Consider the following 16,370-nt stretch of genomic DNA (forward strand, 5'->3'; position numbering starts at 1 on the left):
CGATAGTCTATTGAATAAGTCATCGTTTATTTCATTAAATGCAATTGTTAATAGGATTGTATCGGTTTTATTTGGATTAGACTATATATTGAGCCTGAATACAATCAAACTAGAACTCACAAGGGTTTGGGGATGAAGTCACCTAGACAGGTTCATCATGAGTTTTATTGCAACGCCGCTTGATTAAAACTTCCCAAGTTTGGTTCTAGAGATTTAACAGCATACCCCACGCTGCCCCCTGCTATCAAATCTGTAGATACTAACTGAGGAGCTTTTAGTTACACAGCTTGACGGTAATAAAAAAACTTCATATGTCTTAGCGATTTATAGCCCAAATACTTCTGAATCCTACTTTTATCGATCTAAAACTATTTACCATAAGCCCCGTTATGGGAATAAGGGCTGCTATCTATTGAGGATTTGGCTGTAGCGCAAATTATTTCAATAGGTATAGATATCCTAATTGATGACACGGCCTAGTTTATCTACGTAAGTAACCATCTTGGGCATTCGATGGTCATCACCCATCCTACTTACCATCTCTTTAGCCTTCGTGATTTCTATACCAATACTAGTTACATATATTGGGTTCTTACTTATTCCTCGCCAAACGGCATAGTCTTCAGTAATGTCGTAAAAATGGTTTTTAGCAATACCGATGATAGGCTTTTTATTAGCGAGATTATCGTATAAATACTTACCCAATCCTGCTTTGGTAACACCGTCTAAAAATACATAGCCGTCTATGATAATTGCATCAAAGGGTTCATCAATCTGGTTAATTAAAGCCAGCAAGCAGGGCAATTCTCGTTTATAAAATTGTCCTGACTCATAAGGCGCAACATTGTTCACGTTGACAGTATGCTCACTTAATATCTCATTAGTCTCTATACCTTGAAAACGTATGCCAGCTACTTTAGCGCTGTCCAGCTTTTGTACCACGTCTGTTTGATAATGCACATCTAATATTAAAAATATCAATTTAGCCCTCATAGATCTATTTATAGATAACTAATTTAAAGTTATTACTACATTTTTTCAGCTGCTCAATTTTTTGGGGTAGCACCTCACTTTCTTCGAGACGTAGCTCCTTTAAACTATTAAAAACCTCTTTATCATTAAATATTTCTAAATTATAAAGTCCGTTTAATCCAGTGATGTACATAAACTCCACGTGTATAAAGCTATTGTTCTTTGCCCATTTATCGAACAAATCTTCTACAATATCTTCGCTTATCCTCAAACGTATGAATGTATCAAATTTAAAATGTTGATAATTTTCTATCAGTTCATATATCCCTGGCACAGGGATGGGGCAATCGAGGTAGTTTTTTGAGTGAATAATATCATCTATAGCTGTAAAACGTTTTATACGATTTAATTTTGGGATGTATGTGATATCTATGTCTTCAAGCTGATTGGTTTTTTTACAAGTTTTGCTATAACCAAAATTTATATCATCTCTACTGTTTCTATAGTAGAAGCCTGATTGATCATATTCGTATCGAAGTTCAAACATGGATGGCTCATGGAGTTTTGTTCTCCACATAATTTGATTTTCTGTTTCGCCATTTTCAATGGTATAGATCTCTCTATCGCATATACCTTCATTGAAGGTATATGACATACCTTGATATAATTTGCCTTGATAAAATTGCGGTATTGTTCCACAACCATACTCGTCTTCATCTTCATTACAAAACCCTGAAGAGTCTATTTGAATAGGTGAAGGTAACCCTATCTGACATGGTGAGACATACGGTTTACTAATCTCTCCGTTTTTAACTTCATAAGCTTCAAGTTGATGGTCTGGTTTATCAAAGAAGATAATGCCTGTGTATAGCTTATCGCGCTGATACCATTTACCCTTCTGATACCATTTACCGTTACTTTTATTTAACAATGTTGATTTCAATCGTTGCATATTACTCATGTTAATCTTCTCTGAAAGAGGAGTCATTAATCGTGCTAGTAGAAGCGATAATACTAGAAGGATTCATTTTAAGAAATATATAGCGAACCAATCAGGTGCTTTCAATGGTTCGGTACCCTAGTGAGGACTTGAATCTTCGGCTGTGGGCTAATGGTATCAACGTTTTAACTCGCTGAAATAGTCACAGTGTACTTCATGGTGTACTTACCATACATATTCTATTCGTGATCGGTGCGCTATACAGGCATCGAACTGATAGTGTTAAATACGACTTTAATGACTGTTAAACCGATAGGTAGGTCATTATCATTAAGCTGTCCGATTAAAGTTTCAAGATTATTATCAACATAGCTTACTATCAATGTTTACTTGCTAAAATACTGACAAGTAAATTTCTATAAAAAACTCAAATATATATTTTTCATCAAAGAATGTCATATATTGTTCAGAATGACCCCTTTGCCAATTGAGTATTTGCCAGCTACCATCAGCGCACTTATCCACGGTTAACAAGTTGTCTCGTGTTACAGTATTTCCCCATGACCAAGTCGATATGTTCCCAATTTCAATCTCTGGATAGATAATAGTTCTATTAAAGGTTTTTTCAATAAAGCGTATAGTTTTTATAAAATCCTCATAAGTGTTTAAAGACATTATCATGATCTGCATTGCTTGCTTTAATTCATCATAGTTTTTATACCAAGAAGATCTTATAGGATGCTGACTAGGGTTCACAATGGGGAAAGGCTTTTCTGTACCTCTATACTGGTCTAGAAAAATCTGAAGTAGGAAAAATCTAGAACCATAAGTTGATATAACTTCGGCTGCTCCATTGTTAATTTTTAGAATATATGATTTATCATCTTTAATTTGTATTGATATACCATCATCGATAGGACTATCTAACAGTCCAACCCTTAAAAAATCAATATCGTAATTATTGAAGAAAAATTTTTCTGTTATCATCGGGCTGTTTTGTAGCTCAACCTTAACGTCTTTATCTGATTTCACTCATATACCCCTGTTGTATAAAATAAATCCCAGACAATTACACTCATTTTTTTAGGAATGATAGTTTTTGGGTCAGTAGTTAAAGAATTAAATAGCTTAGGGTATAGCCCAAGGGAACCGCCTAAAAAGCCTCTTAAACCTATTAACAGACCACTTAAAATAGACTGCTCTAATGGAAACATTTATAACAGACTGCCCCAGTACTATCAAAGACTCAGCACGCTGACACAATACAATAGCCTTCATTCGCTTTATTCTGCCAGTTAGATAAGGTTTCCATGGCTATCTTAACTGCTTTGCAGTCGCTAAGATATTGCCATTGTTCTCTAGAATTTCTTCAGAATAGCTCAATCTCGCTTTTGACAAATAATAAGCCGCTTGCTATCATAAAAAAACATCGTGGGTTTACCGCTACTTCCAGCGCGATGAAAAACAAAGACTGGTAAAACGCACACCTCCTTTTCGCTCTGTAAGGTGACTGTGTCGTTTCAATTTGGCACAGACAGAGCAACAGGAGATTTCTTTATGACTACTTCTAGTCAATTACATCCAACCTTTATACTTCTCAATCATTTTCCTCATACTCAGCGACTGAGTCTTATGAGCGTTTTCTGCTATTCCGCTTTTTTAAGCAACCCCTCCAAACAGCGTCATAAACCTTTATCAGTCTCAGTCACTGGTAGTCTAAGCTTTGTTAAAAATATGGCTTCCCTTGGTTTTATTACTGTGCCTAACGACTCTTAAGTTTGGCACATAGCAATAAGACCAGATAAAAGATTTGAATGCATTCACCTCATTTAACCATCATTATTTAACAGGTAACCTTATGACAGCATATAGCGATAAAACCAACCAAGATGACAACACCATTCGCAAGCAAGATACGGGCGTTGAAGACTGGATGACAGAGATATGGGACTGGATTGATAACCATAATATAGCAGGCAGCTCTGACAGCAGCATCCCTCGTGAACCTGAAGCGTTACGCCAGTTAGAGCGACTGGATTTGGGATATGGAAAATCAACGAGTTATAACTATATTGATAATAAGTCAGTATTACAAAGCGAAAGTGAGTCCACTAAGCCATTACCTGGCGCTATCGGCCATTTAAAAAATCTAAAGTATCTTAGACTCAGAGGTTTTAATGAACTACCAGAAGAGATTGCTCAACTAGAGAACTTAGAGACACTGGTGTATATGAACTGCGCTTTCACTGAATTCCCAGAGGTACTTTGTCGAATAAACAACCTTAAAGCTCTTAAGATTTTTTCAAAAAGCTTAGAGAGGGTTCCTAATGAATTTGGTAATCTCTCATCGCTTACCCATTTTGATATGAGGGGATCTAAGGTTCAGGAGTTACCAGACTCTATTGGCAATCTAAGCAAGATTACTAGTATTGAGCTGTATGCCAATGAAGCATTAAAGGCTTTGCCTGAGAGTATCGGAAATCTAACAAACCTTGAAAAACTAGAGATACGTGCTTCTGATCTCAAAACCCTGCCAAGCTCGATAGGCAATCTACATCAATTAAAAAGTCTTGGGCTCTATCATAATGGCTTACAAAGTTTGCCCGAGAGTATTGCCAACCTAAGGGGATTGGAACAACTCGATGTTAAAGGAAATCCTCTCTTGGATGTATCAGAAACTGTCAGTCGATTTTTGGGTAGTGTTGGTAGTAAGGCGACTTGGTAAAAAGTAATGTGAAGCGCCTCAGTATGGTCATACACTCTCAGAATATTGAGTCTCCAACCATAATGAGGCAGTTAAACAACCACTATAATCAATAAATCGACTGAATCAGTTCTTGAGTAAGCTCCACGTTTGGTTTCAACATATCATCCGCAAGACTGCGCTTACTAGATAGTAGCTTATCCAGTTTAATCTCAAAAGTTTCAAAATCATCTGCTGAGATAGACGGATAATACACGTAAACTTCTTTATCTTGCCCAATACGGTAGGCTCTATCAGTCGCTTGGTCTTCCTTAGCTGGGTTCCAACTGCGTGTATAGTGGATAACATGGTTTGCTTTTTGGATATTCACACCAAAGCCAACTGCCACAGTGGATAAAATAATCACATTGAAACCATTCGTTTCTTGGAACTTATCAATAATGCCCTGCCGCGTTAAGCCTACTCTACTATTAGTATTTGAATCCCCATTCACTGTAGTAACGTTTAATCCAAACCGCTCAAGGAGAAGCCGCTTTAAAAACACTTGAATAGCCCTGAACTCAGTAAAAATGATAACCTTCTCATTTTTTTGTTTTATAGTCTCTAAAGTGTTTATTAACCATTCGGCTTTAGGCGAATCCTTGATAGTCGCTTTTTCTTGAAAATTCAGGGGGTGAGCACAAATCATTCGCATGTCATGTAGTGCTTTTAACATAACGCCTTTGTGGCCTTGCTCAGATAAACTTCTATAATCATTTGATACTTGTTTATAAAGTGTGCGTTGCAGCGTTGATATTTCAATATTTTTACAATCATTAATTTCGTGTTTTGCTGGCAACTCAGCGACATCATGCTTCATACGTCTTAATACTTGCGGCTCTATCAATTGACGAAGCTCATCTATTATCGCGTTGTCTTCATCGTCTTTCTTTTCAATAGGACGTCGATACTCTTTATTAAATTCACTAAGCGAACCCATCAGGTTTTCTTGAATGAAATCAAATAAGCACCATAGATCAACAAGTGAATTCTCTACAGGCGTGCCTGTACAAGCAATCTTAAAGTCTGCTTTTTGGGCTTTAGCAGCTTTAGTAACCATTGCAGTAGGCACTTTTATTTTTTGGGCTTCATCACATATCATGATACTCCAATCCACCCTCCCTAAAGAAAACTCAAGGTCTCGCATGGTTTCATAAGTAGTCAGCACGATATCTGCCCCACCTAACCAATTATCTTCAAGTAGGTTTGTTATTCCGTAATCGTTTCTTAATTGAGGAGATATTAGGTGTTTGGGTATTTTTCGCTGTTTTAAGTTATCGCCATATAAACTTAACACTTTTCCGAATTTTGCACTAAAAAACCTATTGATTTCACTCTCCCAGTTCTCTAATAAAGAAACTGGTGCTACTACTAATGCAGGTTTTTTATCTTCTGCAGTTTCTAGATATTCACCAATAAAACAAAGTAACTGCAAAGTTTTTCCTAATCCCATATCATCCGCTAATAAGCAGCCGCTAACCTGAGTTGGCGCATACTGATATAGATTTTGTAGCCAAGCGATACCATACTCTTGATGCTTTTTTAAACTAAATTCTTGGCTTCTAAAACTTGATGGCAATCTGGCCTGAGGGCGGCTGCTTTCATCAAAAGTCAGAGTCTCCGCTCGCTTCTTAGTAAAGTCAGCCTCATCGATATTATTGGCAATCAATAAAGTAGATTTTTTCTTTGTTTCATCAGCTTCTGGCTGCTCTTGCTCTATGTCGTTTTCCGCTGGGTCATCACTCTTTGAATCACGCAGATCATTAAGTAATTTTTTTGCATCATCTAATGGAATGGAGACGTTGCTGTCCGGATGTATAACAAAGCTCTCGCCTTCTGCCTCTGCATGCTGGATACGTTGCTCAAGTAGCTCAGTAGTGGCATCAGTATTATCAGAAGTAAATTGAGATAAGTCGGCTGACCCATCTATAAGATTCTGTGGTAACCATTCGGATTCACCACTATCTTTTTGAATGGCTTCAGAGCTCAATTTTTCGGCTTCACCAATACCAATTACTCGATCGCTGTAATTATTTAAATCTAGTACGTTTTTAGCTTGTAAATCATCTTCATGCTGCCGAATTTCTTCTAGATCACTTTTCAGTTCTTCCACTTGGTTATCTAAATAGTTTGTTCTATCTATACTGTAGCCTGCCCATAGGAACACTGGTGATGATCGCTCATAAGTAGCAATAAAGTGTTGAGCTTGCTCTAGATTTGAAAGCTCTAGAAAAATAGGGTCTTGTGCTCTACTTGAGTTTTCATGTAACGTTAGTTGAGCCGAACTAAAATGTGATGCTTCATCATAGGTTTTATCTATTAACAAACGGTAGCTATAGATTTCTGCCTCTTCTTTGGATTGCTCAAAGCCCTCTGGGGATATAACCTCTATGGCGTCCTCTCCTAACTGAGCAAAAGGATTATGCAAAAAAGTCTGTGCACGCTCGCCAGCTATCCGACGATTTGGCATCTTCTTAATTTCACTTAGTACACTCTTAACTTTCGGCTCGATGATAACGTGAGCCAGACCACCTTCTGGTAAGCTGATTGTATATTCATCTTGCACTTCATTATACTTATCAAAAGTTTGTAGCCAATTTAAGGGGGAGTCTTTAAAATCAGGCTGCACCTCTACCACTGACTCTTTACTAACTAAGTTTTTACGAAGGTTAAGTTGCAGCTCTTCTGGGGCAAGTACGATCGTTTTACGCAAGAACTCATCTAAGTTCGCCTCGCTTTTTTTTGCTAAACTGCGTATTTGTGCCCAATACTTTTGATTTAATGATTTATTTTTATCCGTAACACGGGAGAATTCTTTAATTTTCTCTAATAGCTTCCAATTGCTTTCATTCAATAAAAATTCTTTACCGGTAATACTAATAATTGCGCCTGTTCGCTTGACTGACTCTCTAAGCTTGACCTTATTTTTATCACACCAACCATCCAGAATAATTTGAAAATCAGAATCGCTTATACCATTTTCACTACGAATTATCGGGTATAAATCATTTGATAGTGGTAAGTTGAGTAAACTAATGACATCACTATGATCAGGATCTTTTTTAATCTGAAAAAGCTCTTCCCATGGCAATATATAATTATCATCTGACTGATAAGCGAGCTCTTCATCCGCCAAGCTCTCCCAATAAAAATCCGCATCTGTTTTGGCTGCTGATGTGTAGCTATGTTTTAAGCCAATGTCATCATATTGCAATGGCGCAGGCTCGACACTATTGACTATGGTTTCTGATATTGCGGTTTGCTTGTTTTTATTTCTTTTCCAAAATGCTAGTTTCATTAAAAATGCTCTATAGTTTTAATCTGGGAATATTCCTAATTCTTGTAGTCTACGATCGAAAGATTTCTCCCAAGCTCCTTGATGTGATAAGTAAAATTGAGCCTGAGAAGTTGACTTTAAGCTAGTAATCTCTACCTTACCTGTTTTTTCCTGAAAAGGAGGGTATGGAAGCTTTCGATAAAAGTAGGTCGCATTATTCATCTCAGAGAATTCTACTATATAGAACCCACCTATTTTTATCATAAAAGCGTTTGAAGCATTACTTTTACCGACAATCTTTTTAAATCTCCCCGCATTATTTTTCTTAAATTCTGCTTGTTGCGCTGTTGGATAACGCATTGCTTGATCGTTTAAGAATATTTCTGAGAGCGTTACTTGTTTAAGAAATCTCATCCAGTAATTAAACCTTCGGACATCAGCACTAATACCAAAAACGGTGAAGAAAGCCTCTAAATCTGCTCTGACAAACCACTGAACTACCATTTTTCTAGTATCTGGGTTTACATTCCGCCAACCTGCTGCTGAGTCATATTGCGGGTTACCCCATTGCGTTAAACAAACATACTTTAAAGCTTCGTGTACAAGTGTACGTCTTGAAGTAGAAGCATAACGTTCAAGTAGAGCCGTTAAAATAGCTGTGGTATAAATTGGATTTTTTTCGAGGAGGAGCAAGAAACGAGGTATCACTTTAAAGTAATCATCTTCTTTCATTGTCTTGACTGACTTGATAGATGAACTTACCAAGCTATCCCAGAACCAGCTATTAGGAGCGATACTTAAGCTTTCTAACTGACTACTCACTCTGCTGTCATCACTATTATGTAAAAAGTCATGAATAAATCTTTTGGAAGGATCTAGCGAAAGCACTTCAGGATGATCAGTTAACGTAGTAAGCCATTTTTTAGGCCTAAGAGTGGCTTGAAACAACGTAGAACGGTTGGTATTTAAGATATTTCTGAGCCCAATCCAGTTATTTGGCCGTTTATTTATCTCATCTTGTTCTACCGCAAAATAACTATAAAGCAGAGGGAAATAAACAGCTTTTAGTAAATCAGGCTCCATTTTGCTGAATTGTTCAATGAGCTCGCTACCTTTGAAAGTGAAAAGCATCTTGTCCTCATAACTTAGCAGCTTTTTACTGAGCGACCAAGCCAGGTTCTTCCAATCGCGCTTTGTTAGATAGTCGGTACCATGCTTCTCTAACTTTAAAATTGAGTTAACAATTTTTTCTTCGATAGGCTGAGCATTTTCCATATCATCAAACTTACGTTCAATGAGCTCTAATGTCTTAATTAATTTTTTTGGTCTGGCAAATTTATTGTGCATTTGGGCAGGTTCAGAGAACTTATCGACACTCTGATTTAACCTCTGCTTTAATATAGTGATACTCATCACATTCACCTTGCCAGCTGACAGGTTTCAATAGGGGCAGAAACGAAAATAGGCTGCGCCTCAGCACTTTCTTTTTCTTTTAAACCATAAAACTGCATTCTTAGTTCTACACGGCGCGAAGCTTCTTTACTGTCTTTTGCTGCATTAAACGATACACCTCCAGCTAGGAACAGCTGTTTTATTTGGTTTTTTTGCTCATCAGTTAAAGTGAGCTCTTGGTTAAATGTGGGATCCAATAAGCTACACATCACCCACTCCGAACGGCGTAGACTTAAATTCAAGTTATATAAATATGATCCATCAGTATCTGTAAAACCTTCAATTACAATCTGTTTAAACCATTTTTTGCCGTTTTCACTATTAGCTGCTTCCAAGACCACAGGTACTAAAGCACTTAGAGCTTTTATGCCCTCTGCATTCAATCGGTAATCATTGTGTCCAAAGCGACCTGCTTCACCAAAGTTAATACGGTTCTCTTTACAGTCTACGGTGATAAGCTGATTCTTTAAAGTGGGGTCGTCTTTAATACTCGTACAAATATCCAAGATCTCTGAACTACGTTCTTTTTCAGCTTGCGTTGCTTCGTTAATTTTCTTAGTGACTACCATTAAAGATACTGCCATCACTACTAAAAAGAGCGTCATTAGTGCTGTCATTAAGTCAGCAAATGAGATCCAAAAAGGCTTCTCACCCTCATCTTTCGAACGAGGTTTTTTAGCGTACCTATTACCAATCATTAGCGATACACTCCAAAATTAGCGTCTAGTTCTTTGGGTAAGATCTTCAAGGTCTTCAACCACATTACCTAAGCCTTCAACACCAGTTGCAAGGCGTTGAACGGCTTGATTAAGTGTGTTGTCAAAAGACACCAACGATTGATTGAGACTACTTTCAACGGAAGTACCAAAGCTATCAAAGCTCTTCACTAGAACATCACTAACTTCTGCTAAGTATTCTTGCATTTCCCTCTTCACTTGGCTTAAAGCTGTCGTCATATTCTGCATATCATTAAGCATTTGACTAGTCATTCCAGCTTCAGACTTTGATTGCTGAATGATATTTTCTAGTGCTTCAATGGCAGTATTAACGCTGTTTTGAGAATTCTTATAATCTCTTATCAACTCAATAAGGCTACTGCTTGCACTCGTCATGTTAGTTGAAGTCGTATTAACCTGTGCAATAAGCTCTGAGGTTTTACCAGTCACTGTGCTTAGCGAACTACCAGCCGTAGTAAACTGCTCAGCAGCCAAGCGCATTCTTTCTGCACCACTATTCATACCAGTGATACTATCTGTAGTTACTTGAGACAGTTTTTGGATGTTTTCTTTATGAGTTTGAACGGCTTCTTTGCTATGCGTAATGAGCTCTTTAATTTCACTACCTAAGTTATCAATCAATACAGAGGACTGTTCGTGTAGTTTTTGTTGATTATCTGATATCTGCCGATCTTGCTCGATACGTTGCTCTGCAACATTTGACAGTAGATCTGACATTGAAGTACCTAAACCTGAGACAAGATCTGAAACCTTACTATTCAACTGCTCAACAGCATATAACCCTTGATCACCGATCTTAGCTGAACCTGCTGATAGATTCTCTACCATTTCGTTCATTTGGGTAGACATCTCATTTTGCTTTTGATGGATATCCTCCATCATTTTAGCCATTTGTGTCTCTAACGTTTTGGTCGACACTTCACTATTAGTCTGCATATCTGTCATTAATTGAGAAAAGCCTGCCTGCATCTCGCGCATAGCAGTAACAGATTGGGTCATCATCTCACTCATGCCCGTCATTTGACCACCGAACGTCGTTTCTAACTTACTCATAAACGCAGTTAGCACATCAGTCATAAGATCTTGCACAGCCGAGCCTTGGTCACCACTGACTTGCTGCACGCTTGAAGCAATTTTATCTAAAGGGTCTTGGAGGCTATCTTTAATAGACTCGCCAATCTGTGTTGCCATCGACTGGCTTGTTTGCGCATAAGAATCACTTAGTTGTGAAGCAAAAGCAGCTTGATTTCTTTTATTCTCTTCGACCAAGTTAGTCATCATGGATTTTAAATCATTAACCAGACTATCTTTAAGCTGCCGAGCATTAGCTTCATTTGCTTGAGAAGACTTAAGTAATTTAGCCAGATACTCCTCACCACTTTCATCAGCAGTAAAAGTGTTATCAATGGCTGTATTTAAGCGTTGTAATTGCTCATAACATTTTCTTAACCAAGACTTTTCAAAAAATGTAATAACCATAGCTGCGAAAATAGCTAATGCAGAAGCCATAAAAGCTTCTGCAACCCCGTTTAGTAGTAAATCTAAACTGTCTTGAACCTTGTCAGGATTACCCGCAGGGTCGAATGCTAATAATCCAGACAGTAAGCCTATAAAGGTCGCAATAATACCGATACCGGTAATTATTCCGGGTAAGTGCTTGTAAAAATCCACCTTCAACGGAATATCTACTACGATGGATTCCGTGAAAAATATCTCACTGGGTACAGTTGCCCGTGAGTGTTCTATAACACTTTCACCGTCTATCACTTCATGAATATCATGAAGAGTTTGTTTATAATTTAACCAAGCCTGGCTCAATACAGTGTCATCGGTAAAACTTGCATCTAGTAAATCTTTATCAGTTTTTGCTTTTTTATCAAGCCCTTCTAAACTGTTAGCCAACTTTGACAATCTGATCTTTAGTAACTTGGCAGGCTTAGTATAGTTAAAATAAAAAGTAAAACCGATAATCACAACGAAGAAAAACATCGATGCGGGCAAAATGAAGAACTTTTGCGAAAATTGTGCTAAACCTAACAAATCCATCAATACCACCTATCCCAGCAAATAAAAGATTGAAAGCTTTGTTATTCAACCTATTGCATCCAAATCTAGCTAAATTAGAGTCAGCTCAATTTACTAATAAATATCTACGTGAAAAACCATCCATAACGACAGGCAAGACCCGTCATTACAAGCTGTAACTTACAAAAAGGGAATAGTAACATAAACAAATGACTAGAAAATGATTGGCAAATAATATTTAGGAAATAATAGATAATCTCGAGAATTAATAGCTACATGCATTTATATTTTTGATTGGAGAATAGCCTGAAAAACTCCGATAGCTTAAGCTACCACTGACCACTTACGACATTAGATGACGTTTGAATCTCTATTACTATTTTAATGCTCTTCTATCCTATCTACACTGACGCTAGACTAGAGCATATATCTATTAACCTTTTAAGTCAGTCTATATAACGAGAATAAGAGCTGTTGTGTGATACCATTCTTCGATAATTTTTTTACTCAATAAAACCTCCTCTGATCATAAGATTTATAACTATGGCACTTAAGAAAACCGAGATTTATTCTACCCTTTGGGCAAGTTGCAATGAGCTACGCGGTGGCATGGATGCCAGCCAATACAAAGACTACGTATTGACCATGCTATTTATGAAGTACGTGTCTGATAAATATAAAGACGATACCTTTGGCGATATCGTAGTACCAGAAGGCGGTAGCTTCGATGATATGGTCGCGCTGAAAGGTGACAAAGAAATTGGCGAAAAGGTTGATAAGATTATCGCTAAGCTGGCTGAAGCCAACGGTCTGCGCGGTGTCATTGATGTAGCTGACTTTAACGATGAAGAAAAACTCGGTACAGGCAAAGAGCATGTCGATCGCTTATCGAAGCTGATTGGTATCTTTGAGGGTTTGGACTTATCAGGCAACCGTGCTGATGGTGATGACCTGCTGGGCGATGCATACGAGTATCTGATGCGCCACTTTGCAACCGAATCTGGCAAATCAAAGGGGCAGTTTTATACGCCATCGGAAGTGTCACGTATTTTAGCGAAGATTATCGGTGTAGATGACAATACACCACAGGACGCGACCGTATACGACCCTGCGTGTGGCTCAGGCTCGCTGCTATTAAAGGTCAGTGATGAAGCGCCACGCGGCCTGACTATCTATGGTCAAGAGATGGACTTTGCCACTACTGCACTTGCGAAGATGAACATGATATTGCATGGGGCGACAGGTGCAGATATCTATAAAGGTAATACCCTCTCCTCTCCGCATTTTGTAGAAGGCAGTCAGCTTAAGACCTTTGATTTTATCGTGGCAAACCCGCCATTTAGTAATAAAAACTGGACCAGTGGCTTAAATCCAGAGTCCGATGAGTTTGACCGCTTTACTTGGGGTATTCCACCTGAGAAGAACGGTGATTACGCTTTCCTCCTGCACATCATCAAAAGCCTAAAAAGCACGGGCGTTGGCGCAGTGATCTTGCCACATGGCGTGCTGTTCCGAGGGAATGCCGAAGCGCATATCCGCCAGAACTTAATCAAGCAAGGCTACATTAAAGGCATCATCGGCTTGCCAGCCAACCTCTTCTACGGTACGGGCATTCCTGCTTGTGTCATCGTGATAGATAAAAATACTGCTAAGAGCCGAGCAAAAGGTGATGCGGGTCTATTTATGATAGATGCCAGCCGCGGCTACATGAAAGATGGCAATAAAAACCGCTTACGTAGTCAAGATATCCACAAAATCGTCGATGTTTTTAATTCTCAAATCAATCTAACAGGCTATAGCCGAATGGTTGAGCTGGATGAAATCATTGATAACGACTATAACTTAAATATTCCTCGCTATATCGATGCCAGTATCGATGAAGATCAGCACGATCTAACCGCCCATTTAAAAGGCGGTATTCCTGTTGCCGATATCAACTCTCTAGAGTCTTATTGGCAGGTATTACCTAACTTACGCCAGACGCTATTTTCTAATCTCAAGCATAGTAGTGACGGTTACTGTGACTGTCTTGTGGCATCGACTGAGGTCAAGGCGGCGGTATTGGCTCATCCTGAGTTTATTGCCTTTGCTGAGCAAAGCCTAACGCCATTCAATGACTGGTGGCAAGCTATCCAGCTGAGTGAAATCACCAAAGGCGATAGACCTAAAGCCCTTATTCACAAAATCAGTGAAGACTTGCTACAACGCTACGAAATAGTGCCCCTACTCGATAAATACGATATTTATCAAATCTTGATGGACTACTGGAGTGAAAGCCTTCAGGACGATGTCTATGCGATTAGCCAAGATGGCTGGAGTATCGGCAGTCAGCTACGCAAGCTGGTCGTGGCTAAAGGTGAAAAGCTTAAAGAAGAGCCTGATCTGGTTATCAATAAGGTCAAATATAAAGCGGAGCTTATCCCGCCAGCGCTCATCATCCACCGCTACTATAACGATGAGCAAACCCATATCGATGCGCTACAGGCTGAGCTAGATAATGTCTCAAGTACCATAGCAGATTATGTTGAAGAACATGGAGATGAAGAAGGCTTACTCGCCGATGCGGCTACGGACAAAGGCAGTTTTACTAAGTCGAGCGTCAGCGCACGTCTCAAACTTGCCACCGATAGCGATGAAAAAGACGCACTCCATCAGTTGCTTTCTTATTTCGATACTGAAGCCACTGCCAAAAAAGCACTAAAAGAGGCGCAAGAAGCGTTAGATCTGGCGGTATTTAAGCACTACCCGACTTTGGATGAAACGGCTATCAAGACGCTATTGATTGAGGATAAATGGCACGCCACGCTACAAGGGCGTATCGAAGATGAGATTGAGCGTATCACTGCCCAGCTTGCTAACCGTATCACGGAGCTGGATGAGCGTTATGCTGAGCCGCTATCGCAAATCGTAGACGAGGTGGAGACGTTAAGCCAAAAAGTACAAGCGCATCTGCAAGCGATGGGAGTGGCATAATGAGCGAGGTCAAAGTACCTGAGGGTTATAAACAGACTGAGGTGGAGGTTATTCCTGAGGATTGGAAAGTTACTACCATTGGTGATTTCGCACCACTACAGAGGGGTTTTGACTTACCCACTACTAAAGTAGAAGCTGGTGACTATCCAGTGGTTTACTCTAATGGCATAGTTAGAAATCATAAAGACTTTCAAGTTAAGGGTGCAGGAATCGTTACTGGACGATCAGGAACAATTGGAAAAGTACACTATATTGAAAGCGACTTTTGGCCTCACAATACCACTTTATGGGTAACTAGCTTCGGTGATGCTCACGTTAAATTCGTATATTACTTATTTAAATACATTGGGTTTGAACGATTCAAAAGTGGTTCAGGTGTGCCGACTTTAAATAGAAATGATGCGCATAGCTTTAAAATTACTGTTCCAACCAAAGTTGATGAACAAACCGCCATCGCCACTGCCCTATCTGATGTCGATAATTTAATCGGCTCACTAGAAAAGCTCATTGCGAAAAAAGAAGCCATTAAAACAGGAACGATGCAGCAGCTACTCACAGGCAAAACTCGCCTGCCAGAGTTTGCCACTCGTGAGGATGGTAGTGCTAAAGGGTTTAAACAGACTGAATTGGGGCGGATTCCTGAGGATTGGGAGGTATCACCTATGAGAGCACTAACTACCCTTATGACTAATGGCTTTGTAGGAACTGCGAAATCTCATTATACCGATGCTTCTGATGGAGTTTTATATATTCAAGGTTATAACGTTAAAGAAAATAGTTTCAATTTCCATGGAATTAAGCGAGTAACACAAAGTTTTCATATCAAAAACTCAAAATCTTGCTTACAAACAGGTGATGTTTTAATGGTTCAAACTGGGGATGTTGGCATGACTACCATAGTGCCTCCTGAGCTTGAAAACTCAAACTGTCATGCTTTAATTATAAATAGGTTTAAAAAAAGCATAAACCCAAAGTATTTCTCTTACTATTTTAATTCATCAAAAGGTCGTTCAAGATTAAAAGAAATTGAAGTTGGCACTACCATGAAACACATTAATGTAGGTAACCTGCTTGATTTCCAAGTACCTTACCCATGTCTTGAAGAACAAACCGCCATCGCTACTATCCTCTCTGATATGGATACCGAGATTCAGGCATTGCAGCAGCGCTTAGAGAAAACCCGTGATATTAAACAAGGCATGATGCAGCAGCTGTTGACAGGCAAAGTGCGGTTGACGCATTAAATTATAA

Annotated in this window: 10 protein-coding genes; 3 read left to right on the top strand and 7 right to left on the bottom strand. The window is 38.8% G+C overall.

Going from position 1 to position 16,370, the window contains the following annotated elements; all coding sequences use genetic code 11:
- Positions 1-459: 459 nt before the first annotated feature.
- From I3257_RS08250 to I3257_RS08260, 3 genes are all read right to left on the bottom strand, one after another.
- The gene (locus tag I3257_RS08250; protein ID WP_238049381.1) at positions 460-981 is read right to left on the bottom strand and encodes an endonuclease V; all 522 of its coding nucleotides are present in this window, start codon (positions 979-981) and stop codon (positions 460-462) included.
- A gap of 16 nt (positions 982-997) precedes the next feature.
- The gene (locus tag I3257_RS08255; protein WP_238049382.1) at positions 998-1,933 is read right to left on the bottom strand and encodes a hypothetical protein; all 936 of its coding nucleotides are present in this window, start codon (positions 1,931-1,933) and stop codon (positions 998-1,000) included.
- A gap of 372 nt (positions 1,934-2,305) precedes the next feature.
- Entirely contained in the window at positions 2,306-2,944 is a 639-nt protein-coding gene (locus I3257_RS08260; protein ID WP_238049383.1) for a hypothetical protein, read from the bottom strand.
- Positions 2,945-3,770: 826 nt separating this feature from the next.
- Here I3257_RS08260 and I3257_RS08265 point away from each other — a divergent pair.
- Entirely contained in the window at positions 3,771-4,637 is an 867-nt protein-coding gene (locus I3257_RS08265; protein ID WP_238049384.1) for a leucine-rich repeat domain-containing protein, read from the top strand.
- Positions 4,638-4,725: 88 nt separating this feature from the next.
- Here I3257_RS08265 and I3257_RS08270 read toward each other — a convergent pair whose 3' ends face one another.
- The 4 genes from I3257_RS08270 to zorA are packed head-to-tail and all read right to left on the bottom strand — an operon-like array spanning position 4,726 to position 12,167.
- The gene (locus tag I3257_RS08270; RefSeq protein ID WP_238049385.1) at positions 4,726-7,953 is read right to left on the bottom strand and encodes a DEAD/DEAH box helicase; all 3,228 of its coding nucleotides are present in this window, start codon (positions 7,951-7,953) and stop codon (positions 4,726-4,728) included.
- 18 nt (positions 7,954-7,971) lie between these two features.
- Positions 7,972-9,345, bottom strand: a complete 1,374-nt coding sequence (locus tag I3257_RS08275; protein WP_238049386.1) for an EH signature domain-containing protein — start codon at positions 9,343-9,345, stop codon at positions 7,972-7,974.
- A gap of 5 nt (positions 9,346-9,350) precedes the next feature.
- Positions 9,351-10,082 (bottom strand): type I Zorya anti-phage system protein ZorB1, encoded by a 732-nt coding sequence (gene zorB1, locus I3257_RS08280; RefSeq protein ID WP_238049387.1) that lies wholly within the window; start codon positions 10,080-10,082, stop codon positions 9,351-9,353.
- An 18-nt stretch (positions 10,083-10,100) separates the two neighbouring features.
- Positions 10,101-12,167, bottom strand: a complete 2,067-nt coding sequence (gene zorA / locus I3257_RS08285) for an anti-phage ZorAB system protein ZorA (RefSeq protein ID WP_238049388.1) — start codon at positions 12,165-12,167, stop codon at positions 10,101-10,103.
- A 522-nt stretch (positions 12,168-12,689) separates the two neighbouring features.
- Between zorA and I3257_RS08290 the strand changes: the two genes are divergently transcribed.
- Positions 12,690-15,119, top strand: a complete 2,430-nt coding sequence (locus I3257_RS08290) for a type I restriction-modification system subunit M (protein ID WP_238049389.1) — start codon at positions 12,690-12,692, stop codon at positions 15,117-15,119.
- Positions 15,119-16,363, top strand: coding sequence for a restriction endonuclease subunit S (locus tag I3257_RS08295; protein ID WP_238049390.1), 1,245 nt, complete (start codon positions 15,119-15,121; stop codon positions 16,361-16,363). Before I3257_RS08290 ends, I3257_RS08295 begins: the two co-directional genes overlap by 1 nt.
- The last annotated feature ends 7 nt before the right edge of the window (positions 16,364-16,370 follow it).

This window comes from Psychrobacter sp. Ps7 (assembly GCF_022129225.1).
Classification (GTDB): Bacteria; Pseudomonadota; Gammaproteobacteria; order Pseudomonadales; family Moraxellaceae; genus Psychrobacter; species Psychrobacter immobilis_A.